The organism is Breoghania sp., from assembly GCF_030066895.1.
GTDB lineage: Bacteria > Pseudomonadota > Alphaproteobacteria > Rhizobiales > Stappiaceae > Breoghania.
This window is the reverse complement of record NZ_JASJAV010000032.1, coordinates 24422-48654: the sequence shown is the minus strand read 5'-3', so window position 1 is coordinate 48654 and position 24233 is coordinate 24422. Positions and strand designations below refer to the sequence as shown.

Sequence of the window (24233 nt, the reverse complement as noted above, 5' to 3'; positions counted from 1 at the left end):
CCGTTGAGGGGATAAGCAATGCAAGTGATTGATCGTGTTGAGTTGTACCACGTGAATGCGCCTCTCCCGGCCCCATTCTCCCCCTCGTGGATACCCGGCCTGACGCGGACGATCGTCTCATTCTATCTGGTTCGCTTCATCACTAATGACGGTATCGAAGGCTGGAGTGGCTTTACGAGATCGGGCAGGGAGCGTGTCGGCATCGGTCATACGGTGGCGGATCTGTTTTCCTGGGGGCAGGATCCCGAGGACATCGAAAAGCTCTCCGAACGCATTCACATCATGGCGGTTGGCGGCAACTTCAACTGGTGGCTGGAACCGGCGTTCTGGGACATCAATGCCAAGAATGCCGGATTGCCGCTCTACAAGCTTCTGGGCGGAAGCGACAATCGCCTGCGCCTCTATGCGTCGTCCGGTGAGTTGAGGGATACAGGCGCACGCCTGGAAGAGGCGGAAGCGCGCTTCGCGGACGGCTTCGACACGATGAAGATCCGCGTTCACGATTGGAACGAGAAGGTCGACATCGAGCACATCTCCGATGTGGCGACCCACATGCAGGGCCGGATGAAAATCGCGGTCGACTGCAATCAGGCGTTTCGTCTGACGGCGCTCAGCGATGCGCCCCTCTGGTCCCTCGATCGTGCCAAGCGGTTTGCGGATGCAGCGGCCGATGTGGGGCTGGCTTGGGTGGAAGAACCCCTGTTCGGCGACTGGCATGAGGAAATGGCGAAATTGACCGCCTATTCGCGTGTTCCCATCGCCGGCGGCGGGTTGCACGTCCTCGGGTATCCGGAACTCAAGCGCTTGACCAAGATGCGTTGCTACAACATATATCAGCTGGACGCGATGTTCGCCGGTGGGGTCAAGCAGTGCCTGGATGTCGCCAGGCTGTGCAAGAAAGAAGGCGTCGACTTCTCATCCCACACATGGATCAACGGCTTCGGCTTCATCATCAATGCGCATGTCTTTGCGGCCAGCGGTTTGCGAAGGACATGGTGTTCGAATATCCGCTGAATGAACCCGGAGGGGCGCGACGCGATCATCAAGGAGCCCTTCATGCACGATAAGGGCTGGTTCCACATGCCGCAAGCCTCGGGGCTCGGTTTTGAAATCGACCACCGGCAGCTTGAGAAATACGGAAAATGCTTCTTCAAGGCGAGCTAGCGTGAGGTCCATTGGATGCCCAAGGCTCTTGCCAGTCTATCTTGATGGCGGTGCGGAAGTTCTTCTGGTGTCGCAAAGTATTTTTTCTATATGAAATAATAAAATGCGACGATCCCGCCGGGAGCAAATTGATCTAGAACATTTGTCAAATTGGATATGACCTCTAGTCCAATGCTCCTTTAGCTTGATACTCGCGGTGCTCGGTGCGTCCGTTTTTGTTGGCGCATTTTGTGGGGAGCTGAATGGCGGTCATGAACTTCAACGAAATTAGTCGTGTTCCCCTGTGGCACGACCACCTGGCGGACGCACCCGAGTTGCCGGAAGATCTGCCGCGCCAGGCCGATGTCGTCATCATCGGCGCCAGATACACCGGCCTAAGTGCCGGAATTACTCTGGCACGCGGTGGGCGATCCACCGTGATCATCGATGCCGAAGATCCGGGCTACAGTTGCAGCAGCCGTAACGGTGGCCAGGTCAGTACCAGCGTCAAGCCCACCCTTGAAAAACTTGCCAAGAAATTCGGTCTGGAAAAGGCGCGTGCGATCCGGGGCGAAGGCGTGTCCGCGCTGAATTGGCTTGCCGATTTCGTCGCGCGTGAGGAAATCGACTGCGACTTCCATCAATGCGGTCGCTTCCATGCCGCACATACGCCCGAGCACTATGAGACCCTGGTGCGGGACGCGGAGCTCATGAAGCTCCGGGAAGGGATCGAGAGCTTTGCCGTTCCCCGCGAAGACCAACGGACAGAGCTCGGGTCGGGCTCCTATTTCGGCGGTGTGATCTTCACCAGGCATTCATCCGTTCATCCGGCAAAGATGCTGCGTGAATTTCTCCACATAGCGCTGTCTGCAGGTGCGACGGTGATCGGGAAATGCCCGGCAACGCGCATTGAAAAGCTTGGAAAGGGTTTCCGCGTTCACACCCACAAGGGGATCGTGGAGGCCGAAAACGTCATCGTCGCGACCAACGGCTACACGACCAATGTCAATCCGCGGCTTCGCAAACGCGTCATCCCGATCGGCAGCTATGTCATCGCGACTGAAGAGCTTCCCGCGGAGGTCGTTGACGAGTTGTTCCCGACCGACCGTATCGCGAGCGATACCTGCAAGGTGCTCTACTACTACCGGGCGACGCCGGATCGGAAGCGCATTGTCTTTGGCGGCCGGGTGCTGGCGGCCGAATGCGACCCGGTCGAGGCCGCGCCGCATCTCTATAAGCACATGTGCCGGATCTTTCCGCAGCTTGAAGGCTACGGTCTCTCCCATGCCTGGAGCGGCACGGTGGCCTACAGCTTCGATGAATTGGCGCATACCGGCGTGCATGACGGCATCCATTATTCCCTCGGTTATTGCGGATCCGGGGCGTCCATGGCGTCCTATCTCGGCGTGCGGACGGGGCAGAAGGTGCTCGGACTGCCCGAGGGCGCGACGGCCTTCGACGGCATCCCTCATCCAACACAGCTCTTTTACACCGGCAAGCCGTGGTTCCTGCCGGCCGCGGTTTCCTACTACCGCTGGGCTGACACGCGCTAATGGAAGAGCGCGGCAGCCCGGGCGAGATACTGAATAACCGCCGGGCGTGGTCGATCCAGTGAGAACAGCACCTTGACCGTATGTCGCATTCCAGGCGGCGAACACCTGACAGGAGGACTATTACATGAAATTCGAGAAGACATTCACGATAGTGGCGGCATTCTTTGCCACGACTGCGATTGCCCAGACGGATAAGGTAACCGTCGCGTCCTGGGGCGGTCCCTTTCAGGAAGCGCAGAGCAAGGCCCTGTTCGAGCTCGCCGAAAAGGCGATGGGCATCACGGTCAAGCAGGAAACCTACGGCGGCATGTCCGACGTCAAGCTGCAGGTCTCCACGGGCCAGGTCACGCTCGATATCGTGGCCAGCGGTTCCGGTTCGGTGGCGCACGCAGGTGCGGAAGGTCTGCTGGAGGAACTCGACTACGACGTGATCGATGTCTCGACCTTCTACCCCAATCTCTATTCGAAATATTGTGTCGGCGGGGATGTCTTCTCGACGGTCTATGCCTGGAACACCGATACATACGGCGAGAATGGACCGAAGAGCTGGGCCGATTTCTGGGATGTGGAGAAGTTTCCCGGCAAGCACGCCTACCGCAACAAGATCGCCGGTGCTCTTGAACCAGCCCTCATGGCGGACGGCGTGGCTCCGGAAGACGTTTACAAGGTCCTGAGCTCGGAAAAAGGCATCGAGCGCGCCTTGAACAAGATCCGCGAATTGCGTCCGCACATCGATGTGTTCTGGACCTCCGGCGCGCAGCAGGCTTAGCTCATGAAAAACGGCGAAGTCGACATGACCACCGGTTGGAACGGCCGTTTCGACAACGCCAAGAAGGATGGCGCGAAAGTGGCCTATTCCTTCAATCAAGCGCTGCTCGACTATGACTGCTTCGCCATTCCGAAAGGGGCTCCGAACAAGGACCTCGCGATGAAGTTCCTGGGCGAGATTTCAAAGCCCGAGTATCAGGACGATCTGCCGAAGTACATTACCTACGGCCCGACCAACAAGACGGCCTATGAGACCGGTGAGATCTCGCAAGACGTCGCCACCGGACTTCCGTCTTCTCCTGACAACGCCGCCGTGCAGCTGCCCATTTCTCTGGAGTGGTACGCCAAGTGGGAGATCATCACCTCTGAAATGTATCAGGAAATGCTGACCGAATAATCCGTCTCCTGATGCCAACCTGGCGGGCGCGGACGGGTGCCCGCCAGTTCTTTGTACGTTTTCTCAGGAGTAGCACTGTGCGGTCGCACGAAAGAGATGCATTACCGATTTCGATCAAGGGTGTCGCGAAGACTTATGGCGCAGTTCATGCGCTTGATGACGTTTCGCTGGAAGTCAAAAGCGGCGAATTTATAACCCTTCTGGAGCCGTCCGGATCCGGCAAGACCACGTTGCTGATGGTGATCGCGGGCTTCACCCGACCCGACTGCGGCAGTCTGAAATTCGGTGATCGCGAAGTCATCCGCACGCCTCCCCATTTGCGCGATCTTGGAATGACCTTCCAGAGCTACGCACTCTTTCCCCATATGACTTGTTGCTGAAAACGTCGCTTATCCGCTGAAGCTTAGAAAACTCGCCAAGCGCGAAATCGCCGAACGTGTCGAACAGGCGCTGGGAACCGTGCAGCTGGGCGGGTACGGCGACCGGCGCATCAGCCGGTTGTCCGGCGGTCAAAAGCAGCGCATGGCGCTCGCCCGTTCCATCGTTTTCGAGCCGCGCATTCTGTTGATGGACGAACCACTTTCGGCCCTCGACAAGAAACTGCGCGACCAGATGCAGATCGAATTGCGTCACCTGCATGAAAAGCTCGGCATGACAACGGTCTACGTGACCCATAATCAGCGCGAGGCGCTGACCATGTCCGACCGGATCGCCGTCGTGAACAAGGGCCGCATCATGCAGCTCGCCACGCCGCGCGAGCTTTATGAGCGCCCGGCAAATCGCTTCGTTGCGGACTTCATCGGGGAATCGACCTTCCTGACCGTTTCCCGGAACAGAAATGACGTTTCCTATGACGGGATGGCTCTGAAATTCACGGAGACCCTGCCGGATACGCCGCAGCTGAGTCTCATGGTGCGGCCGGAGCGGATCGTTCTGTCTCCCGATGGTCCGAGATAGGGCGCCAACAACTTCACGGCCATGGCGGTCGAGGTCGTCTATCAGGGCGACAGCTACCTGCTGCACGCGCGCCTCAAGGACGGAACATTGATCGCGCTTCGCGGTGGGGTTCGCGGCGCGAGCCTCTCCGCCCTGCCGAATGTGGGCGATACGGTCACCCTGACCCTGGCTCCGGAGGACACCGTCCTCATCGACGGAAGCGAGGCCTGAGATGGCGGCAGTTCACGATTATTCGGACAGGACGAACGTGTCCGACCTGCGGCTCGACGAGAAACTGGAACGCATAAAGCTCTTCGGCCTGAGTTCGCCGGCAGTTCTCACGGTTCTCGTCATTCTGGTCGTTCCTGTCGGCTGGCTTTTCTACGTTTTGTTCCTCGGCAGTGACGGCCAGTTCTCTCTTGAGAACTACCAACGCATGATAAAGCGCAGCTCCTACATTCGGATCTTCCGCACGACGTTCGAGGTGAGCGTCCTGACCACGGGGCTCTGCATCCTGATCGGCTATCCGCTGGCCTATTTCCTGTCGCAACTGCCCTCTCGGCTCGCCAATCTGTGCATGATCACGGTGCTACTACCGTTCTGGACATCGCTTCTGGTGCGAACCTATGCGTGGCTCGTGCTGCTGCAAAAGCAGGGGCTCATCAACAACTGGGCGATCTCGCTGGGTCTGTGGGATGAACCGATCAAGATGGTTCATAACATGACCGGCACGCTGATCGGCATGGTGCACATCATGCCGCCCTTCCTGATCCTGCCGTTATACGGATCCATGAAGGCCATCGAAAAGGACTACGTAAAGGCTGCGGCCAACCTCGGCGCCAATCCGCGGCGCGCCTTCTGGGATGTCTTCTTCCCGCTGACGCTGCCGGGCCTCTTTGCCAGGACGCTGATGGTCTTCATTCTGTGCCTGGGATTCTTCGTCACCCCGGCTGTTCTCGGCGGCGGCAAGGTCATCATGGTCTCGATGAAGATCGTGTCCAACATCGAGCTCTTCGTCAGTTGGGGCGCGGCAAGCGCCATGGGCGTGGTGCTTCTGGCCATGACCTTCCTGATCCTGTGGGTGGCATCCCGCTTACTGAAGCTTGATCAGATCGTGGGAGGAGGCACTGATGCTCGATTGGCTCAAGAAACCTACCACCGAAACCCAGATCACACACGGTCAGCGCCTCTGGCTCTATGTCGTCGCCGTGATCATCATGACGCTTCTGGTGATCCCGACGTTGGTCGTCGTGCCCATGTCCTTTTCCGACAACCAGTACCTGGAAGTTTCCGCCCGAAACCTGGTCTCTGCGCTGGTATGAGAACTATTTCACCTCAACCGAATGGATGAACGCACCCGGACGTCGCTGAAGACGGCTTTTCTGACGATGATCGTGGCAACGCCGCTCGGGGTACTTGCGGCTTACGGGCTGCATGCGTCGAAGATCCGTCTCGTTCGAATTACTTTCCTGCTGCTCATCACGCCGATGATGGTGCCCTTGGTTCCCGTGGCGATCGGCGTGTTCTATGTCTATGCGCAGATCGGTATCCTCTACACGGTCGGCGGGCTGGTCATGGCCCATACGATCCTGGCGCTGCCTCTGGTGGTGATCGTGATCGGCTCCGCGCTGAAGAGCTAGGACATGAGCCAGGAGAATGCGGCCCGCAGCCTGGGCGCGCCGCGCTGGAAGACCTTCCTGACGATCACCCTGCCGCAGATCCGCTTTGCAGTGGTTACCGCCTCACTCCTGTCGTTCCTGACCTCGTTCGATGAGGTGGTCGTGGCCATGTTCGTCTCGAGCGGGGACAACCCGATCCTCACGCGCAACATGTTCAATGCGTTGCGCGATCAGATCGATCCGACGATCGCCTCCATCTCGACCATCATGATCTGCGTCACCACCACCATGATGGTCCTGGCTCAGGTCTTCGGTCAGCAGAAGGCGCCAAAGGGTTGAGCCGTTTAGCCCCCAATTCCCCGGAGCCTCCATGATCAGTCTGTTGACCTTTGTCGACCTCGCCACCCAGAAGTTTGGCGAGTTTGGTGACGAACCCACCACTTTGACCGAAGGCCAGAAGGAGGCATCAAGCCTTCTCTGGTCGTCGGAGGACGGACATACGACAATAGGTGTGTGGGAATGCACGCCGGGGCGCTTCACGGCCGATCGCACCAAGGCGGGCGAGTACTGCCATATTCTCTCCGGGCGGGCCTCCGTCACCAATGCCGACGGCAACGGGAGCCGGGATGTCGAACCGGGGGATCTGCTCGTCCTGCCCCAGGGCTGGACCGGCGAATGGGTGATTCACGAGCACATCCACAAGCTTTTCACCATCAACGCTTCGCCGACCGGATAGAGCCGGTGCTCACCTAAAACCGGTCGGGTGAGTAGGGGACCAGATTGGCGTTCGGCGTCCTGCCTCCAGCCAACTCTGCGACGAGGCGGCCGAGTTTCAGGCCGATGGTCAGGCCAATATGCTGGCCGCCATAGGCGTGCAACACATTGGGCGCGCCCCGGGCCTCACCGAGGACGGGCATGCTGTCCGGTGTCGTCGGACGTAGTCCCATCCAGCTTTCCATCTCATCGATGTTCAGCGACGGATAGAGCCGCCGGAAGGCCTTCCGGATCAAGGCGACGAGTTCTTCTCGAGCCGGATCGTCTATCCCGGCGAATTCAACGATACCGGCCCCACGCAACTGGTTTTGCATCGGCGTCACGACGACCTTCGCATCCGTGACCATATAGGGCTGGGGAGCAGTAAAGGCCGGATTGTTTAGGGCCAGATGATAGCCCCGTTCCGCCGTCACCTTGACCTTTACCCCGAGTTTTTTCGCCAGCGGACCGGACCAGACACTGGCGGTTAGGGTGATCTTGTCGGCCTTGAACGTTTCGCCGCCGTCAAGCGTGACCGAGGGCATGGGTCCCTGTGTCAGGTCGACCACTTTGCCCCGGATAAAGGTTCCTCCCTGAGCGCAGTAATGCGCAAACAGGTTCGCGACATAGTCGCCCGGAGAGGTCAGCCAGGTGTAGTCGTCAAAGACCGTCGCGAACGTATAGGCGGGGCCGAGGTTCGGCTCTCTTTCCCGCAGCTCGTTCCGACCTATGCAACGAGGTTCGAACCCGAACTTTCGCCGTATCTCGATGGTCAGCCGGTCGGAGCGGTAATCGTCTTCCTGGCCATAGAGCGTCACGAGTTCGCCGCGGGTGAGATGGCGCTCTGCTGCGGTGCCTTTGGCGAGCGCCATGTGCTGGTCGTTGCAGTCAAAGGTGACTTGCGACAGCACTTCGGTGATCGGGCCGAGCCTGCTTGGCGAGAGATTGAGGAAAAACGGGATCAGCCAGGGGAGCAGCCGCGGCAGATAAAACCATCGCATGTAAAGCGGTGAACCGGGATCGAGGATCATCGCCGGTGCCTTGCGGACAAGGGAAGGGGAGGCAACCGGCATCATGGAGACCCGCACCAGAAGCCCCGCATTGCCATAGGAGGTCTGCTTAGGAGAATCGGGGTTCTACCGGATCGATCAGCGTTGTTTTCCAGCCGTCTCTGCGCAGCCACTCGGCGGTCGCCACTCCGGTGATCCCGGCGTCGATGATAATGATTTCCTTTGCCACGTGCCTTCGATCTCCCGCCAGATCGTTCCGATACACTGTCTGCTCACGCACGCTGGCTGTGCAGATCCATTCTCTTCTTTCATCGGGATCATTTATGCCCGAGTGTCCAGGAGCTTGGTCGTTCGCCCTCGGTGGGTGACGCAGGAGAATGCGTATGACGAAGAACTTGAAATGGATATACCTGTCAGACCAATCCGGACCTAGGCTTTCGTTCAACTCAAGAACCCCAGCGACACGGCATGTCGGAATGGGCGGATGGAACCTGGGTAGTCATGTCCGAGTTTGACTTCATCATCGTCGGGGCCGGTTCCGCCGGCTGCGTCCTTGCCAACAGATTGTCGGAAAACGGGCGCTATTCGGTTCTGCTACTGGAAGCCGGTGGCAGCGACCGGAAGTTCTGGCTGACGGTTCCCATCGGATACGGCAAGGCGTTCTACGATCGCAATGTCAACTGGATGTACATGACGGAGACCGATCCGGGGCTGAACGGACGGCAATCCTACTGGCCGCGTGGCAAGGCGCTCGGCGGATCGAGCTCCATAAATGCGATGATCTTCGTGCGCGGCCATCCGTCCGATTTTGACGGTTGGGAGGCCATGGGCAATCCGGGCTGGTGGTGGTCCGACGTTATGCCTTATTTCCGCAAGATGGAAAGCAGCGACCGCGGCGCAACCGAGTTGCGCGGCGGGGAGGGCCGCTTCGCATCGAAAGCAAGGAGCGGGACGTTCATCCTCTTTGCGAACCCTTCATCGAAGTCGGACAGTCGCTCGGCCTTTCGCGAAACGAAGAACGGGCCGTCCCTGGAAGGAGTCGGCATTTATCAGATCACCACCAAGGACTGTCGCCGCATGTCGGACTCCCGGGCCTATCTGCGTCCGGCGAAAGGCCGCGCAAACCTGCGGGTCGAAACCGGTGCATTCGCCCAACGGATACTGTTTGAGGGAAGTCATGCAACCGGGGTGCGGTACCGACGCGCCGGAAAAGACTATGAAGTACGCGCCCGGCGGAAAGTGATCCTTTCGGCAGGCGCGATCAATTCCCCGCAGCTACTTCAACTGCCTGGCGTTTTGGCCCCGGATCGCTCCTGCAGGATCTGGAAATTCCCGTCGTCGCGGCGCTCGAAGGCGTGAGGCAACACCTTCAGGACCATCTCTGCATCAACTATCTCTTCCGCTCCAAGGTGCCAACGCTCAACGACAAGCTGTCGCCACTCTTCGGCCGCCTGCGTTACGGCTTGCAGTATCTGCTGACGCGCAGCGACCCGTTGTCTTTGGGTATCAATCACGCAGGTGGATTCGTGCGGTCCTCTCCGGCTCTCACCGTTCCCGATATGCAGTTGTTCTTTTCGCCCATAAGCTACAGCAAAGCGCCTCCGGGCGAACGGCCCTTGATGAAACCGGACCCCTTCTCAGGCTTCATTCTGGCAGCACAGCCGACCCGTCCGACAAGCCGGGACCATTTGGCGATCAAGAGCACGGACCCGACCGTCGCGCCGTCCATCCATCCGAATTATCTGGCCACGGATCAAGATCGCCAGGATATCGTAGCCGCGTCCAAACTCGTGCGTGCTTTGGTCGAGGCGCCAGCTCTATCCTCTATCATTATCAGGAAGAGATCGAACCGGGCCCTTCGGTCTCATCCGATGAGGAAATGCTGGAAGATTGCCGCAAGCGCCCTGGAACCGTGTTTCACCCGGTCAGCACCTGCCGCATGGGGCCAGATCCGGAGCTGGACGTTGTGGATTCCCGCTTGCGAGTGCATGGCCTGACGGGGCTACGCGTGGCGAATGCCTCGATTTTCCCGACGCTCACTACCGGCAACACCAATGCGCCCGCGATCATGGTAGGCGAAAAGGCGGCAGATCTGATTCTTCAGGATCAATAGACAGGATCGGCAAGTCCTTGTTTCAGAGGCTCGAGAAGCGGAGCTGCGTGGCAGCCCCGTTCAGGCTTTGCGTTACAGGTGCCGCCTGTCCGCCGAGGACTAATGCGCGATCATCACGTGGCGGACGACGGTGTAGTCCTCCAGCGCATATTGCGACATGTCCTTGCCGTAGCCCGATTGCTTCAACCCGCCATGCGGCATCTCGTTGACCAGCATGAAATGGGTATTTACCCATGTGCAGCCGTAGCGCAGGCGGGCGGAGGTCGACATGGCGCGCGAGACATCCCTGGTCCAGATCAAAGACGCCAGGCCATAGTCGCTGTCATTAGCCCAGGTCACCGCGTCATCCACCTCTGAGAACCGGGTGACGGATACGACCGGGCCGAACACTTCCTTGCGTACGATCTCGTCGGATTGCAGCGCCCCGGTAATAACGGTCGACTGGTAGAAGAAGCCGTTGTCCTCGTGCACCTTGCCGCGGGTGACTGCTTCTATGTGCGGCATTTCCAGCGCGCGGTCAACGAAGCCGGCCACACGGTCTCGCTGGCGGGTGGAGATGAGCGGCTCGATCTCGTTCGTTTCTTCATCGGCTTGCGCATAGGCGATCTTCGAGACTTCGGAGGCGAGGTCGGCGACGAATTTGTCGTAGATCCGGACATCGGCATAGATCTGGCAAGCCGCAGTGCAGTCCTGATCGGCATTGTAGTAGCCAAAGACCCGAAGTCCTTTGACAACAGCTTCCAGATCAGCGTCGTCATAGACGATGACCGGGGCCTTTCCGCCGAGTTCCAGATGGGTGCGCTTCACGCTCTGGGATGCCGCCTGAATGACCTTCTTTCCCGTGCCGACATCGCCGGTGATCGAGATCATGTTCACCTTAGGATGGTTGATCAGGGCATTGCCGACGGCCGCACCGCGTCCGAGCACGACGTTGACCACGCCTTCCGGCAGAATGTCGGCAAGAAGCTTCGCCATTTTAAGCGCGGTGAACGGGGTCTGTTCCGATGGCTTGAAGATGACCGTGTTGCCCCCGGCAATCGCGGGCGCGAGTTTCCAGGCCATCATCATCAGCGGATAGTTCCACGGCGCGATGGAGGCGACGATGCCGACCGGATCGCGCCGGATCATCGAGGTGTGCCCGGCCATATATTCGCTCGCCGCACTCGCAGGAACGCACCGCGCTGCGCCTGCGAAGAAACGGTAGCAGTTGACGATGGCCGGGATTTCGTCATTCCGCACAGCGTTGATCGGCTTGCCGCAATTGAGGGCTTCGAGGGCGGCGAAGCCGTCGGCTTCCGCCTCGATGCGATCCGCGATCTGAAGAAGATACCCGGCCCGCTCGGCCGGGGGCGTCTTCGACCAGATCGCAAAGGCCTTTTCAGCCGCATCAACCGCGCTTTCCACCTGCGAGACGGAGGCTTCGGGCAATGTCATGACCGTTTCGCCCGTGCGGGGGCTGTAGATCGTCTCCTCGGTCTCCGTGCCGGACACGAATTGCGAACCGATCAACATCTGCTTGTCCATGGTCGAACTCCATCATTACGCATCTGCCGCAGCCGGCCGCGACGCCATGAAAACGTGTTTTCGTCTGTCCGGCGCGCTCGAGAACCAATCGTGCGCGCCGGGAATGTGTCCCGGTGGAGGGCGGCCTGAAATATGGGGCAGGCCGCCCGAATGTGCCTACCAGCCGCCTTCGGCGCGTCGGTTGTAGGTCTCGCCGTCCAGATCGAAGACCAGCAGCTTCTTCTCGGTGAATGTCTCCAGGAACCACTGACTGAGTTCGCGGCCAACACCGGAGAGCTCGGCACCGCCGAAGGGGGCAAGCTGATCCCAGTAGTTGGACGTCTCGTTGATGTTGACCGAGCCGTGCGGCAACGCTTCGCCGACCTTCCAGGCGGTCGCCAGATCCCGCGTCCAGAGCGACGCGATCAGGCCGAGCCCCGAGATATGGGCAATGTCGATGGCTTCCTGCACGTCGGAGAACTTGTAGATCGGGGCAAACGGGCCGAAGGTTTCCTCGCGCATGATGTCCATGTCAGTGGTGACATCGGTGAGGATGGTCGCCGGGAAATAGAGGCCTTCCTCCAACCCGAACGGCTCGACCTTCGCGTCCTTGGCGATGGCATCCTCGACATGCGCCTTGACCCGATTGAGCGTGTCCGCGTTACAGAGCGGCCCCATTTCGGTCATTTCGAGTGCGGGATGGCCGATCTTGAGTTCGGACGCCTTGGCGCGGAACTTCTCCAGGAATTCGTCATAGACCTTTTCATGCACCAGCACGCGTTCCGCGAAAGTGCAGACCTGGCCCGAATAGTAGAAGCAGCCGTTCATCGCGCCGTCGACGGCCGTATCGACATCGGCATCGTCCATGATGATGAAGGGCGTCGCCGCCCAGTTCCAGAAGGTGCGGGTGCAGCGCGCATTTCTCGGCGATCTTGCGGCCCGTCGCGGTCGATCCGGTGAAGAACACGCCGTCGACGCCCTTTGCATCGACGAGGGCCGCACCGACATCGCCCTTGCCCTGCACGATGTTGATCACGCCGTCGGTAACGCCCGCCTCCTTGAAGACCACTCCGAGCATGGCGCAGGAAACAGCCGCATATTCCGACGGCTTCCAGATGACCGTGTTGCCCGCCGCCACGATATGCACCAGCGCGATGGAGGAGATGTCAGTGGGGAAATTGTAGGGCTTGATGGCGGCCACGACGCCGAGCGGGCGGTGCGTCATGACGAGGCGCTTGTTGCGGGTCCGCTCCTGGGTCGAGGGGAAACTCAAGCCCCGATGGCGCAGGATTTCCTCGGCCGACTTCGCATAGGAGGGAGCGGAATATTCGAAGACCTCCTCGCGGGCATCGGTGATCGTCTTGCCGATTTCCGCTGTAATCATCTGGGCGATGGGTTCGGCCTTTTCCAGAAAGATCTGGTGGATCCGGCGCATGATCTGGGCGCGTTCGATGTTGGAGAGGGCGGCCCATGCGGGCTGGGCTGCATGAGCGGAGGCAACGGCGGCGGCGACATCGTCCGCCCCGGCATATCCCACATTGTGCAGCAGGGCCCCGTCATGCGGGTTGCGGACTTCGAATGTACCCTTGGAACCGTCCTGCCACTTGCCGTCGATGAACGACGCCTTGAGCACGTCAGGATCGACGCTGATATGCTTATTCACTGTGAAACCTCCGGATTATTATGCCCATTGGTGGGCGTTTACATCATCCCGCAGCAGCAGCACGGATACGAGGATCAGGATTGCCGAGGCGGCAACGATGAGGGCACCGACGGCATTGATTTCCGGCGTCAGACCGCGCCGCAGCGTCGACCAGATGTACATGGGCAAGGTGTTGCCCCGGCCGGTCAGGAAGAACGTGACCGGGATCTCGTCGAAGCTGAGGGTGAAGCTGAGCAGCCCCGCACCGATCACGGCGGAGCGGATATTGGGGAGCGTCACGAGGAAGAAGGTCTGCAGCCCGCTCGCGCCCAGGCCGTTCGAAGCTTCCGAGTAGCTCTTGGGGAGCCGTTGCAGGCGCGCGAAGACCTGCGTCACGACCACCGCTAGCAGGGCCTTGGCGTGACCCACGATGACCGTCTCCAGGCTGAGATTGACTCCGAACAGGCGGAACATGGTCAGCATGGAAATGTCGGTGATGATGCCAGACAGCGCAATGGGCAGCAGGATGAACTTGCGTAAGATGCCCTTGCCGGGAAAGTGGATCTGGTCGAGCGCCATGGCGGCGGGAACGCCGATGATCAGGGTCAGCGCCGTTGCACAGGCCGCGACATAGAGGGAATTCCAGGCCGCGGTGATGAGTTGCTCGTTCTGCGAAAGCTTCACGTACCAGTCGAGCGTGAAGCCGCTCATCGGCCAGCTCAGCGAGCACGAGGCGTTGAAGCTGTAGGCCGACAAGCACCGCGATCGGCACATAGAGGAAGGCCAGGATCGGGGCTATGCCGAGTTTCCAGACGGCTCTTTCGAGCCGGGCGCGGGTCTCATCGAAAGTCTTGTTGTAACCGATCAGGACAGCCGCCCCGCACCAAGACGCTCGAAACGGTCGGAGGCGGAAATGATGCTGAGGACGATCACCAGCATGACCAGCGCAAGGGCGGAGCCCAGCGGCCAATTGAGAGCCACGCCGAATTGCGATGCGATCACATTGGCGATCATGATGCCGTCCGGTCCGCCAACGAGGAACGGGGCGATGAAGTCGCCGAATGCGAGGCAGAAGATCATGGTGAAACCCGCGACCACGCCGGTTATCGACAGGGGCAGTGTGATCTTCACGAAGGTGGCAAGGCGGCTTTCGCCAAGATCTGCGGAGGCTTTCTTCAACAAGGGCGGTATCTTCTCCAGCGCCGCGTAGATCGGCATCACCATGAAGGGGATGAAGACATAGGTGAGGGTCAGCACCATCGCCGCCTGATTGTAGAGAAAGATCGAGGAGGGCTCGCTGATCACGCCGGTCGACATCAGGAAGGAATTCAGGTGCCGAGGATCGTTTTCCACGTGTAGGCGCGCAGCAGATAGCTGACCCACAGCGGCGCGACGACGGACATGTAAAGTGCAGTGCGCGTCGCCGTCGTCCTGACCTTGAAGACAAGGAAATAGGCGAAGGAATAGGCGAGCAGGAACACGAAGAAGTTGACGAGACACGCGATCTTGAGAGTGCGCAGCAATACGCGCCCATATTGCGGGTCGGTCGTCAGCTCTATGTAGTTGCCGAACTGGAAGGCGGGAATGAAGAGCGGAAACTGGGCCTTCCAGAAGGAATAGACGAGCAGGATCGTATAGGGAACGAACATGAACAGGATTGTCCAGATGATCGGCGGCGACAGAACCATCGCCAAACGAAGGCGCGGGTTCAGCGTCATGCCGCGGCCTCCGCGTCGAATGCCATGATCACCTCAGGGGCGACGCTCACGGCCAGCTCCGTTCCAAGCCGAGGCAGGCCGCCACGCCTGGAAATGTACTTGTTCTGAAGCTCCAGAAGGATTGTTCCGTGTGCGAGCTTCAGAACGATCCGTGCGATGCTGCCGTGATAGAAAACCTCCTCCACGGTGCCGCGTAGGATGTTGCCAGCCTTCGTTTCGGCAGAGTTCTCGTCCGGGGACAGGAAGTGCGCCTTTTCCGGGCGGAAACCGAATAGACCGTTGGCTCGTGAGGCGAGATTGGTGGGAAGCGTCAGTTCCTGTCCGAAACAGTCGACCCGACCGGCCGCGACACTGGAGGAAAAGAGGTTCGTGGAGCCGACAAAACCGGCCACATAGGGGGTGGCAGGGCGGTCGTAGAGGTCTTCGGTCGAGCCGTCCTGCACGACCTTGCCGTCGCGCATGACCAGAACCCGATCCGCCATGGCGAGGGCTTCGTCCTGATCGTGGGTGACCATCACGAAGGTGAGGCCGACCTTCTGGTGCAGGTGACGCAATTCCACCTGCATGACCTCGCGCAGGTTCGCATCGAGAGCGGAGAGCGGCTCATCGAGCAGCTTGGGCCGGCGCACGAGGTCCTTGCAAGTGAAACGCGCTGGCGTTGGTCGCCCGACATCTGGTGCGGCCGGACGTCGAACTTGTCGGCGTGCCCGACAAGCGCCAGCGTTTCACGGGCACGCTTCTCGATCTCCGCCTTCGCCATGCCGCTGACGCACAATCCATAGCCGACATTCCGGCCGACGCTCATATGCGGAAAGAGCGCATAGTCCTGAAAGACCATGTTCACTTCGCGCTTGTTCGGCGGCAGGTGCGTGACTTCCTTGCCGTCCAGCCAGATACGGCCGGAGGTCGACTCCTCGAAGCCGCCGATCATGCGCAGCAAGACCGACTTTCCGCAGCCGGAAGGGCCCAGCAGGGTCACGAATTCACCGACCCTGATGCCCATATCCCAGGTCTATCTCGTCGACCCCGATTACGCTGCCGAAGTGCTTCGACAGGCTTTCAATCCGAACAATCTCGCTCATTTACGCTCTCCGGGCGGCAGGTCCCGGGCCGATTGTTCGATCCGGGGCAGAGATCACTGGGCTTTCACGGCGTTCCAGGTATTGGTGTAGGCCTGAAGCCGGGGGCCGAGGTTCTCCCAGAGTAAGGAGACTGTCGAGATAATCGGGGTCGTCCTGGTGGAGTGCGGTGAACTGCTCTTCGCTCATGCAGTTCTTGGCGGCAACCGGATTGGTGACGGAATAGCCGTTCACATTGGCCACGCCGCATTGTCCGGCCTCGCCGGTCATCATGTTCAGGAACTTGTAGGCACATTTCTCGTTGGTCGTGCCCTTCACGGTCATGAAGCTGTCCATCCAGCCTTCGGCATTTTCCTTCGGAATGAACTCCACGACCTTGATGCCTTCGGCGGCCAGCAACGAGGACTGGTAGCCGGCCCAGGTGTTGGAGATCCAGACTTCGCCGAACTTGAAGAGATCGACGAGTTCACCGGCCGTCGACCAGTACTTGCGGATCAGCGGGCGCTGTTCGATCAGCTTCTTCTGAGCCACCGCAATCTGTTCGTCGCTCAGGTGGTAGGCCGTTGAGACGGGCGGCGACATAGATGGCGCTCTTGTCGTTCCACAGCGAAACCTTGCCCTCAAAGGCCGGGTCCCAGAGATCGGAGATCGAGGTCGAAGCCTCTTCGAACTTGTCGGGCCGGTACATGAAGGCGATGGCACCCCAGGAATAGGGAACACCATAAGCCTTGCCATCGGCGTTGATGCCGTCCGACTTGCGGAACTTCTCGTAGAGATCGCCCCAATGGTCGAGCTTGGAAGTGTCGACCTCTTCCACGAAACCGGCGGCAATCAGCGGGGCGGTACTATCGATGGAGGGCGAGACCAGATCGAACACGCCGCCACCCGCTGCAAGCTTGGGCGCGAAGTCGTCGTTGGAACCGACATAGGTCGCATTCACCTTGCAGCCGGTCGCCTACTCGAACGACTTGATGAAGCTCGGGTCGGCGTAGCCTTCCCATGTCAGGATGTTCAGCTCGCCGGCGGCAAAGGTAGGCGTGGTCGTGGAAAGCGTCAGCGCGTCTAGACTTAGTGATGCAAGAATGCGTTTAGTCGTCATGTACTCTTCCCCTTTTGCTGGAAGGTTGCGCCGCACCTTCGTTCGGCACTTCGGCGGTCTTGCTGACCACCGTCCCGATATCCACGCCCAGAGCCTTTACGGCTTTTCTCTTCGAGCCGTGAATTCGAATGGCCTTGTCGATCAACGCGCGTTCGAAGCGTTTCACCTCGCTGCGCAGATCGAGCGTTGCTGTCGTGATGTCAGCTTCGGTGTCCTGTTTTGCAGGGACGTCGATGGGCACGAGCAGATCGGTCAGGATTTCCTCAAGGTCGGCAGCGTCGTCGATGAAGATCGCGATGCGTTGCACGATATTGAGCAGTCCCCGGATGTTGCCGGAGAAGCTGTCGTCGCAGAGAATTTCGCGGGCACGTTGGGGGATGATCATCGGCGTCTGGCGCCGCTGGTTGATGGTCTAGGAAAAGCGGTCGATCAGGTGATCGGTCAGGGGTGGGAGGTCTCTGAGCGGGGAGACGTGCAGCCCGATCACCGCGAGGCGGAAATAGAGATCCGCGCAGAACCTGCCTTCGCCGACCATCTCGCAAAGGTCCCGGTTGGTGGCGGAAATGATCCGGACCCGGGGCGGACGGTTCGCCTGCGCCTGCATATGGGGAAGGCGTCCGTCGTCCAGAAAACCGAGCAGCTTGGCCTGCGTGGAAAGCGGGATTTCGCAGACCTCGTCCAGAAACAGGGTACCGCCTTCCGCCTGCTCGATCATGCCGGGGAGATGCCGCCCGTCGGGGGCATCGTGACCGAACAGGAGTGCGTCGAACTGCACTTCGGACGAGGAGGCGCAATTGACGATGATGAAGGGATCGCGGGCATCGGCGACGGTGGAGCGCAGAAACCGCGCGATCTCCGACTTGTCGACGCCGGATTTCCCGGTGATGAGGATCCGCGCCCTCTGACGGATGGCCCGCTCGCCGCGTGACAGCAGGACGTTGATCTCCGAGCAGATCTGGCGCTGGACCAGGAAGTCCGGGCGGGTCTTCTCGTTCGACAGAAACCGGATATTGCCGGAGCTCTTCAGCCTGAACGTTCTGTCACGGCGGAATTCGATGGCCTCGATATCGCGCAGCAGGATCCACTGGATAGTGGGGGCTGCACTATCACGTGTCAGTGTGACGAGGATGGACCTGTTGCCATCTGCCTTCAGGGCGAAATCCCCGCGCTGGTTGCGCGAGACAGCCTCGATGATCTCCTGCCAACCATCCGCGGGGGAGTGAAAATCACTCAGGTTGGCAAATTCGATATCCTCGGAAATATCCAGTAGAGCCGGCGTGCTTCGGCGTTGACGGACAGGACCGCGCACGTGTTGTCGAGCGCGATCATGCCGTCATTGAAGAGATCAAGACGCGCGGCCGCCTCATCCCGGGTGGTGGCGGAAAAAAGCGGGTGCGAGGGCCAGAGGGGCATCATGAATCCCCTTCCGTGTGTTGAACGGGGCTCAGGGTCGACACGACACCGCCGCCGGACCTCGGCGTCAGGCTCCATTCGATCCCGGCGATTATGATGGAGACCGGAAAGCCGCCCGCATCCACCCGGCTTACGAGTTGCAGAACCGGCGCGAAAATCGGGTTGTTTGCGAGAAAGCCGGACAGCAGTTCATCGGCGCCGATCCCGAGCAGGCGCGATGCAGCGGGGTTGACCATGATCAGGTCGTGATTGGCGTTGAAGGCGAGAACGCCGAGGGGGTAGGGCGGTCAGGATATCGACGAGCGCCTCGTCGAGCTCGGCCATCATCCGCTCCTCGCGGATCCGGTGTTTGCCGACATTGCGCACGATTCCGAAGATCCGCAGCAGCCGACCGTCCTGAATATGGGCGCGGACGTCGTTCTCGGCGTAGATCCGGCTGCCGTCATAGCGGGAATCCAGAGCCGGGGCGGCATCGACCTCGAAGCCGTTGGCGATCAGGTTGTGAACGAAGGCTTCGTTCTGGGCATTGCGTGGGAAGATTTCCGATGTCGGACGGGCATTGAAGTCGAGATCCGGCGACAACAGGTAGAGCCGCGCCATGGGGAGGTGTTGGTGAAGTGCCAGAAGGGATCGTTCTCGAAGACCTGGCGGACGATCTCCTGATCCGGCGCCGTCAGATCCACGGCGGGACGGAATTCCATACACCACGCCGCGTCGTTGGACGCATTGAGGATGCCTTCGAGGATCTCTGCGTCGAGAACCTCGTCTGCGGGAAGAACTGTTTGTCTGGTGCTTCAATCATGCATCATACGCTGCGTAACTGCAGCAAATAACGCAAGGTCAAATTATGCGAAAAATTTAATCTGTAAATTATGCGCAAAAATCAGTGGATTAAGATTTGGGCAGAGTCAGAAAGGAAGCTTGAAAAATCAATGGCTAAGTGATGACAATATGCATCCCTGTCTGATTTATTGATATGGAATTGGACACTCCCTACGGAAGAGAAGCTCGCGGAATACCCAAAATCTGGAGCCCATATGATGCGCCAAGCGGCTGCTGTCCGGCTCGGGGCCTGATGTGAAGGCGGCTGAACGGACCTGCGGTGAGCGCTTATGCCGAACTCAAGACACAAAACGGCTTAACGGCTTGAGGCCAACGAGTGCTTGCTGGTCGTGGGAGGGGGAGGGCTGGCGAGAGAACGCCAAAGTTCAACCGGTGCTAGCGGGACGCGCGCTTCATATCAAAGGTTTGGAAGAGAGTTGGTTGGAGAACCTGGAATCCCAGCCAACGCTCACAAGAAATTGATATTATGTTTGAATCGATCGTCGAGGCTCGGCGGAGGACCATATTGGTGTCCTGGTTTTGGACATCAGTCAACAGCTCGATACCAATCGCTAGCGGCGTTTACAAGCAGGTTCAAATCCTGCCCCCGCAACCACTCTACAGTGCGCCGCGTTACGATCCCCTTCTCTTCGGTTCCATGGGATTTTTTGTCGCTCCGAGGGGAATGCTGAAGCAGAACTCCCATATAGCTGGCCGCTCAGCGCCTCATATTGGTCGTTCTGGCTCGATCTACCGTTCGCCGAAACCGGCAGCAGACCGGTCACCCGAGTCTATCAAGCGTGCGGCCGATCCAGCGCGCGCTAAAGGCGCCCATGGCAAGCAAGCTGATCGCCGAGCACGATGAAGACCAAACCGAACACAACCAGTCCGAGGTGGACGTAACAACAGAGCGAATCGGCTTAGGCCATCCGGACCATGCGAATCCCAAGGCTTAGGACGAACAGTACAAATTGGATGGCGACGATATTGACCGCATAGCTGTGCCAACTTGACAGTTGCCGATAGTCGGGGTTTTGGCCATGGGGTTCATTGAATCGCTTCGTCGTAGGCCGCAGCAAGTGCCGCCACGCCCTGCTCTTTGTTGAGGTCAGTTGTGTCGATGATCGTCGCCCCGAACTGTTTGACTGTCTCGCCGATCAGGATCTCCTCCATCCGAAGGAATAAGTCGGGGGCGGCAATCACAGCTAGGTCATCAGGCGCGACCTCATTGGGAGCTTCGCGGCGGCGCATATCAAGCCTTTCGCGGCGGATCACCAGCGAGGCGGCAGTCATAGCCACCGCCCCGCACACCTGCGGGAAGTCCGGTTGAGCCATGAGGTGGGCAAAGCCGTCCGCCAGATCGTGCTCACCCCGCGCGCTGTAATGCGCCAAAGACCTAAGCGCGATCGTGATTTCCTGAAGACGGACGCTTTCAGGGGGGCTGGAACAACGCCAAATCCAGGGTCGCTGCCGCGCGAGATAGGCGTGTGGCCAAGGAAATGGCTGTCAAAACCGCTAGACCGGCGCAGATCGTCCGCAGCCAGATACAATCTGTTCTTTTCAGCAGGAGCATTGCGCCGGTATTCGGGGCGCGGTTGAAGCCGCGCCACCAGGTTCTTGCAGGCCGAGGTCTTCCCGGCGAGATCGAGACCGTCCACTAGGAAGAGTTTGCCAGTCTGAGTCATCGTTTTACCCTCACTCATTCCGACCAGTCGACGCGGACGACGCCGTTACCCATGCGGTCGGCACCGCGGCGCACATGGGATTCATAGGCGGCAGCCATCAGCGAAGACGTCCAAACGGTGGATTGAGAGGTTCGAGGTCAGCTGCGCGACAACAGGCAGGCGACCGGCCGCGCAGGCCAGGAACTCGGCCAGCGCGGCCCGTTTTGCGCGTTCCAAAAGAAGATGCCCGCCCGTTTCGCCTGCAAGCTCGGCCCCGTTAAAGCGCGAAAACTGCGCAACCCCGGGTACCGTCGTCGCGTTCGCCACGCGCACGAGGTCCATGTGGTTGGGATCGCCGACCTTATCCCCTTTGTGTCGGGCCGGTCGTGCTTGTCCTCCGCCTGCAAGATCTCGAGCCGCAGGGACTGCATCGGACCCTGATCCACGTGCCAGAGTTCGCATTTCATGCGCCCGGATTTTTTGTACCAGTTGGGCGGCGTCGCCAAGTTCGACCGGGCTAAAACCGTGTCGTGTTGCAGGTGCAGGTTGACAGTGGTCATCACCGCCCCGTCGCGAATGGCCTCGATCGACACGTGCGCGTCGACCTCTTCCATGCGACGCCCAAGATGACCAGTTCGTCGTTGCTGTAGCCCTCCAGGCTGGCCTACCCCTTGCCGAAGAGCTTCTGCCAGTTCGCCTGCGGCATGGCAGTCACGAGGCCGTTCGGTTGGCGCAAACTCGAATGGACCAAAAGACAGTCGGGACGGCTGTCAACGTTTGTGCCGATCTTGAGGAGACGAACGATGACGTCAATCAGGTGATAGCCGCTGTGAGACAGTTTGCCGTTACCGCAATTGTACCCGTGGTAGCCGACCTCGACCAGTTCACCCCCCATCCGCATCTGACCGTCGGCGTGGTAGGCGGTGATGTTGGTCACCACTTGGCCAGTCGCCTGGCGGACCTCCCTCACCCAGTCAAAGATCTTGGTGTAGACTGGCATGAACGGCCGTTGGGCGTTCAACATGGCACAGATCGGACCGTGGCGCCGGGCTTCGGTGTAGGCCGCGTTCAACTCGTCGAAATCCGACAGGATGGCCTGCGCGGCCGAAAGTTAAGCGATCGCCTCGGGTCGCGTCGTCACCGGCTTGTCGAGGAACAGGTTCAGGCCCATATTCAGTGCCCAGAGGGCGTACATCAAATGGGCTTCGGACGGCACGGAGACGACCGGCTGCATTGATGCCGTATTTTCACACCAGCCGATTTAGCTGGGCTTCGGTCTTGGCGTCCATATGGTAGGGCGAAATCGGTTCGACGAAGATGATATCGTCAGGCCGGCCATCCAGCATTTCGTCGGTGCGCGCCTCAGTCTCGTCGCGCGCGCCGGCAAGTTCCACCCCGATCGGGCAAGCCACATCATTTTCTTCGGCGCGAAGCTCCTGCTGGTGCTTGGCAATGGTCCGTTCCCAGTGCAGGCCGAGGCCGATCTGCATGACAATAACCGGCTTCGTCAGGTGGCTAGGCGAGGGCTTTTTGCCGCTGGTGTGCGTGATGTTACTATCAAACAACATGATGAAGAGACTCCTTTGTTTGAGGTCTCTCCGGTTTGGGCGAATCTGCGCCAGTGGTCGTCGCGAGTACTCTGCTTAGAAAAAGCGAACGCGTAGACGAGAGCGGCATGGTTGCTTTTGCATAAGCGACCATGCCGTAACGTAATACAGTGCTGGCCTGACGGGTGTCAGTATTCGATGGTTGTCAGAACATGCGCGGGATTGGAAAAGAAGCGAGCCCCGGTCCCGCTGCCGGAGGCAATCAGAATGCCTTCGGCAAGGAGCCACTCTACAATGCTTTTTCCAGTTTCGTCCCGTGCACCGCAGGTGTCGTCGTCCAGCACTGTCTGCGCTGCCAACAACTCGATGGCCTCGCGGTCGTATCCTTCCGAATTGTGAAGCCACAACCTACAGAGCAGAGTCTGCATGGCACGCTTGTGCAGGTTTGGCGGCTCCAGCCGGTGCATCCGGTGCCAGCGACGCACCATCGACAGCGCCTGATCGACGATACGGTCATTCATGCCGCTGTCTTCGAGGAAGTCATCTACATGAACCGTTCCGCGCAGTTCATAGAGTTTGTTTCTAGCATGCAGGATCGCTGCAAAAGCTTCGGCGACATGGCCGGCGCCGCAATAGCTCAAGCACAGATTTGCGGTCAACGCGGCGTCGGCGGGGTTTTTGAAGAGGTGCCGCTGCTTCCAGCGCGGGACAACACACAGGCGGCCCAGCATCCGCGCGGTTGCCTCGAACCCCGGCGGGTGAACCAACTCCTGCGGATCAAAGTTCAGGAAGCGTGCCAGTTCAGCGTCGCGCTCAGTTTCGCCCTGCTTGTCCCATGGCAGCACCAGATCCCAACTAGCCTTGGCCACGACAGGTGCCTTGATCGCGTCGGCCGGATCGGGTAGCGCCATCGCCACCACCACATCGGCGAAATCGATCAAGACATGCGGCTCGGACAGGAGTGGTGGCAGCAGGAAAGGATTGATGATCACCGGCAGCCGGTCGTCCGGGATGCCGAGGTCTTCGAGCTTCACGTCCCCGGCGTTTTCGGCCAGAAGGACAACGACGTGATGCTTCGGAAACTGCCAGTCGAGCCAAGCGCGCAGCCAGTCCATCGTAAGATGCACCTCTGACCAGAGCGACGCGTCGGTCTCCGATCCAACGTAACGGGACCGGACGTATCCGCTTCGGGCAGGAACAACGCATTGAGTGCGCCGACATAGTTCGCGATTGCTTCGACAGTGGCGAATCTTCGTTCCTCGAACAGGCCGGCGCCGCGCACAGGACGGCTTTGCTCCGGATGCCGTCGGCAGGAATCTGCAGGATGCTCGCAGTCTTCTCTAAGGTTGCGTTGGGGTCTTCGGACAGGTTGCGCAACCGGTTGCGCGTGACATGCGCCTGACCTGGTCCGGCAAGGTTCGGTAGCGTAAACCCCGGATCGCGCGTGCCCGCCT

Annotated in this window: 33 protein-coding genes and 3 pseudogenes; 15 read left to right on the top strand and 21 right to left on the bottom strand. The window is 59.7% G+C overall.

The features are described 5' to 3' along the window. Window positions 1-51 precede the first annotated feature (51 nt). From QNJ43_RS24370 to QNJ43_RS24335, 11 genes and pseudogenes are all read left to right on the top strand, one after another. The gene (locus QNJ43_RS24370) at window positions 52-1014 is read left to right on the top strand and encodes an enolase C-terminal domain-like protein (RefSeq protein ID WP_300474154.1); all 963 of its coding nucleotides are present in this window, start codon (window positions 52-54) and stop codon (window positions 1012-1014) included. Beyond that, window positions 1015-1164, top strand: coding sequence for a hypothetical protein (locus QNJ43_RS24365; RefSeq protein WP_300474151.1), 150 nt, complete (start codon window positions 1015-1017; stop codon window positions 1162-1164). Between the two features lie 242 nt (window positions 1165-1406). Beyond that, entirely contained in the window at window positions 1407-2696 is a 1290-nt protein-coding gene (locus tag QNJ43_RS24360; protein WP_300474149.1) for an FAD-dependent oxidoreductase, read from the top strand. Window positions 2697-2820: 124 nt separating this feature from the next. Beyond that, window positions 2821-3861 (top strand): annotated as a pseudogene (locus QNJ43_RS24355) (ABC transporter substrate-binding protein). A 77-nt stretch (window positions 3862-3938) separates the two neighbouring features. Then, on the top strand, window positions 3939-4241 hold the full coding sequence (locus tag QNJ43_RS27705) for an ATP-binding cassette domain-containing protein (RefSeq protein ID WP_346433116.1): 303 nt from the start codon (window positions 3939-3941) through the stop codon (window positions 4239-4241). A 79-nt stretch (window positions 4242-4320) separates the two neighbouring features. Then, window positions 4321-4818 (top strand): ABC transporter ATP-binding protein, encoded by a 498-nt coding sequence (locus QNJ43_RS27700; protein WP_346433115.1) that lies wholly within the window; start codon window positions 4321-4323, stop codon window positions 4816-4818. Window positions 4819-4839: 21 nt separating this feature from the next. Continuing rightward, a complete protein-coding gene (locus QNJ43_RS27695) occupies window positions 4840-5028 on the top strand; it encodes a TOBE domain-containing protein (protein WP_346433114.1) in 189 nt (62 codons plus the stop codon). A 1-nt stretch (window position 5029) separates the two neighbouring features. Continuing rightward, a complete protein-coding gene (locus QNJ43_RS27690; protein ID WP_346433113.1) occupies window positions 5030-6148 on the top strand; it encodes an ABC transporter permease in 1119 nt (372 codons plus the stop codon). Continuing rightward, complete coding sequence (locus QNJ43_RS27685) at window positions 6141-6437, top strand: hypothetical protein (RefSeq protein WP_346433112.1); 297 nt, start codon at window positions 6141-6143, stop codon at window positions 6435-6437. The genes QNJ43_RS27690 and QNJ43_RS27685 overlap by 8 nt, the downstream gene beginning before the upstream one ends. Before the next feature lie 3 nt (window positions 6438-6440). Beyond that, a complete protein-coding gene (locus QNJ43_RS27680) occupies window positions 6441-6755 on the top strand; it encodes an ABC transporter permease subunit (protein ID WP_346433111.1) in 315 nt (104 codons plus the stop codon). A 31-nt stretch (window positions 6756-6786) separates the two neighbouring features. Beyond that, window positions 6787-7152 (top strand): cupin domain-containing protein, encoded by a 366-nt coding sequence (locus QNJ43_RS24335; protein ID WP_300474146.1) that lies wholly within the window; start codon window positions 6787-6789, stop codon window positions 7150-7152. Window positions 7153-7165: 13 nt separating this feature from the next. Here the strand turns inward: QNJ43_RS24335 and QNJ43_RS24330 are convergent, their stop codons facing one another. Beyond that, window positions 7166-8257: an FAD-binding oxidoreductase gene (locus QNJ43_RS24330; RefSeq protein ID WP_300474144.1), complete on the bottom strand. Its 1092-nt coding sequence runs from the start codon at window positions 8255-8257 to the stop codon at window positions 7166-7168. Window positions 8258-8680: 423 nt separating this feature from the next. Between QNJ43_RS24330 and QNJ43_RS24325 the strand changes: the two genes are divergently transcribed. Beyond that, entirely contained in the window at window positions 8681-9538 is an 858-nt protein-coding gene (locus QNJ43_RS24325) for a GMC family oxidoreductase N-terminal domain-containing protein (protein ID WP_300474140.1), read from the top strand. Between the two features lie 200 nt (window positions 9539-9738). Continuing rightward, window positions 9739-10292 (top strand): annotated as a pseudogene (locus QNJ43_RS24320) (GMC oxidoreductase). A gap of 99 nt (window positions 10293-10391) precedes the next feature. Here QNJ43_RS24320 and QNJ43_RS24315 read toward each other — a convergent pair. The 14 genes and pseudogenes from QNJ43_RS24315 to QNJ43_RS24250 all read right to left on the bottom strand — a co-directional run bounded on the left by QNJ43_RS24315 (window position 10392) and on the right by QNJ43_RS24250 (window position 19346). Beyond that, window positions 10392-11816 carry a gamma-aminobutyraldehyde dehydrogenase gene (locus tag QNJ43_RS24315; RefSeq protein ID WP_300474137.1) on the bottom strand — a complete coding sequence of 475 codons (1425 nt, stop codon included), beginning with the start codon at window positions 11814-11816 and terminating at the stop codon, window positions 10392-10394. A gap of 156 nt (window positions 11817-11972) precedes the next feature. Continuing rightward, window positions 11973-13428 (bottom strand): annotated as a pseudogene (locus tag QNJ43_RS24310) (aldehyde dehydrogenase family protein). 48 nt (window positions 13429-13476) lie between these two features. After that, window positions 13477-14193 (bottom strand): ABC transporter permease, encoded by a 717-nt coding sequence (locus QNJ43_RS24305; RefSeq protein WP_300474135.1) that lies wholly within the window; start codon window positions 14191-14193, stop codon window positions 13477-13479. 108 nt (window positions 14194-14301) lie between these two features. Then, on the bottom strand, window positions 14302-14790 hold the full coding sequence (locus tag QNJ43_RS24300) for an ABC transporter permease (protein WP_300474133.1): 489 nt from the start codon (window positions 14788-14790) through the stop codon (window positions 14302-14304). Next, a complete protein-coding gene (locus tag QNJ43_RS24295; protein WP_300474130.1) occupies window positions 14766-15155 on the bottom strand; it encodes a hypothetical protein in 390 nt (129 codons plus the stop codon). Before QNJ43_RS24295 ends, QNJ43_RS24300 begins: the two co-directional genes overlap by 25 nt. Continuing rightward, entirely contained in the window at window positions 15152-15784 is a 633-nt protein-coding gene (locus tag QNJ43_RS24290; protein ID WP_300474127.1) for an ABC transporter ATP-binding protein, read from the bottom strand. Before QNJ43_RS24290 ends, QNJ43_RS24295 begins: the two co-directional genes overlap by 4 nt. Then, window positions 15670-16158: an ABC transporter ATP-binding protein gene (locus QNJ43_RS24285; protein WP_300474125.1), complete on the bottom strand. Its 489-nt coding sequence runs from the start codon at window positions 16156-16158 to the stop codon at window positions 15670-15672. Before QNJ43_RS24285 ends, QNJ43_RS24290 begins: the two co-directional genes overlap by 115 nt. Window positions 16159-16237: 79 nt before the next feature. Next, a complete protein-coding gene (locus tag QNJ43_RS24280; protein WP_300474122.1) occupies window positions 16238-16765 on the bottom strand; it encodes an extracellular solute-binding protein in 528 nt (175 codons plus the stop codon). Next, entirely contained in the window at window positions 16701-17174 is a 474-nt protein-coding gene (locus tag QNJ43_RS24275) for an extracellular solute-binding protein (protein WP_300474119.1), read from the bottom strand. Before QNJ43_RS24275 ends, QNJ43_RS24280 begins: the two co-directional genes overlap by 65 nt. A gap of 15 nt (window positions 17175-17189) precedes the next feature. Next, a complete protein-coding gene (locus tag QNJ43_RS24270; protein ID WP_300474117.1) occupies window positions 17190-17333 on the bottom strand; it encodes a hypothetical protein in 144 nt (47 codons plus the stop codon). After that, complete coding sequence (locus tag QNJ43_RS24265; protein WP_300474115.1) at window positions 17323-17718, bottom strand: hypothetical protein; 396 nt, start codon at window positions 17716-17718, stop codon at window positions 17323-17325. Before QNJ43_RS24265 ends, QNJ43_RS24270 begins: the two co-directional genes overlap by 11 nt. Window positions 17719-17745: 27 nt before the next feature. After that, window positions 17746-18642, bottom strand: a complete 897-nt coding sequence (locus QNJ43_RS24260) for a sigma 54-interacting transcriptional regulator (RefSeq protein ID WP_300474111.1) — start codon at window positions 18640-18642, stop codon at window positions 17746-17748. A gap of 103 nt (window positions 18643-18745) precedes the next feature. Further along, window positions 18746-18982 carry a hypothetical protein gene (locus QNJ43_RS24255; RefSeq protein ID WP_300474108.1) on the bottom strand — a complete coding sequence of 79 codons (237 nt, stop codon included), beginning with the start codon at window positions 18980-18982 and terminating at the stop codon, window positions 18746-18748. Continuing rightward, on the bottom strand, window positions 18936-19346 hold the full coding sequence (locus QNJ43_RS24250) for a hypothetical protein (protein ID WP_300474105.1): 411 nt from the start codon (window positions 19344-19346) through the stop codon (window positions 18936-18938). The genes QNJ43_RS24255 and QNJ43_RS24250 overlap by 47 nt, the downstream gene beginning before the upstream one ends. A 17-nt stretch (window positions 19347-19363) precedes the next feature. Here QNJ43_RS24250 and QNJ43_RS24245 point away from each other — a divergent pair, with 17 nt between their 5' ends. Then, window positions 19364-19579 carry a hypothetical protein gene (locus QNJ43_RS24245; protein WP_300474103.1) on the top strand — a complete coding sequence of 72 codons (216 nt, stop codon included), beginning with the start codon at window positions 19364-19366 and terminating at the stop codon, window positions 19577-19579. Window positions 19580-20401: 822 nt separating this feature from the next. Continuing rightward, entirely contained in the window at window positions 20402-20524 is a 123-nt protein-coding gene (locus tag QNJ43_RS24240; RefSeq protein ID WP_300474100.1) for a hypothetical protein, read from the top strand. 91 nt (window positions 20525-20615) lie between these two features. Here the strand turns inward: QNJ43_RS24240 and QNJ43_RS24235 are convergent, their stop codons facing one another. The 6 genes from QNJ43_RS24235 to QNJ43_RS24210 all read right to left on the bottom strand — a co-directional run bounded on the left by QNJ43_RS24235 (window position 20616) and on the right by QNJ43_RS24210 (window position 23894). Then, a complete protein-coding gene (locus QNJ43_RS24235) occupies window positions 20616-20960 on the bottom strand; it encodes a hypothetical protein (protein WP_300474098.1) in 345 nt (114 codons plus the stop codon). Between the two features lie 430 nt (window positions 20961-21390). Next, on the bottom strand, window positions 21391-21846 hold the full coding sequence (locus tag QNJ43_RS24230) for a hypothetical protein (protein WP_300474095.1): 456 nt from the start codon (window positions 21844-21846) through the stop codon (window positions 21391-21393). 50 nt (window positions 21847-21896) lie between these two features. Then, window positions 21897-22304: a hypothetical protein gene (locus QNJ43_RS24225; RefSeq protein WP_300474093.1), complete on the bottom strand. Its 408-nt coding sequence runs from the start codon at window positions 22302-22304 to the stop codon at window positions 21897-21899. A gap of 39 nt (window positions 22305-22343) precedes the next feature. Then, a complete protein-coding gene (locus QNJ43_RS24220; RefSeq protein ID WP_300474090.1) occupies window positions 22344-22466 on the bottom strand; it encodes a hypothetical protein in 123 nt (40 codons plus the stop codon). A 13-nt stretch (window positions 22467-22479) separates the two neighbouring features. Further along, window positions 22480-22722 carry a hypothetical protein gene (locus QNJ43_RS24215; protein WP_300474087.1) on the bottom strand — a complete coding sequence of 81 codons (243 nt, stop codon included), beginning with the start codon at window positions 22720-22722 and terminating at the stop codon, window positions 22480-22482. A 245-nt stretch (window positions 22723-22967) separates the two neighbouring features. Beyond that, window positions 22968-23894 carry a hypothetical protein gene (locus QNJ43_RS24210; RefSeq protein WP_300474084.1) on the bottom strand — a complete coding sequence of 309 codons (927 nt, stop codon included), beginning with the start codon at window positions 23892-23894 and terminating at the stop codon, window positions 22968-22970. Window positions 23895-24233: the final 339 nt, after the last annotated feature.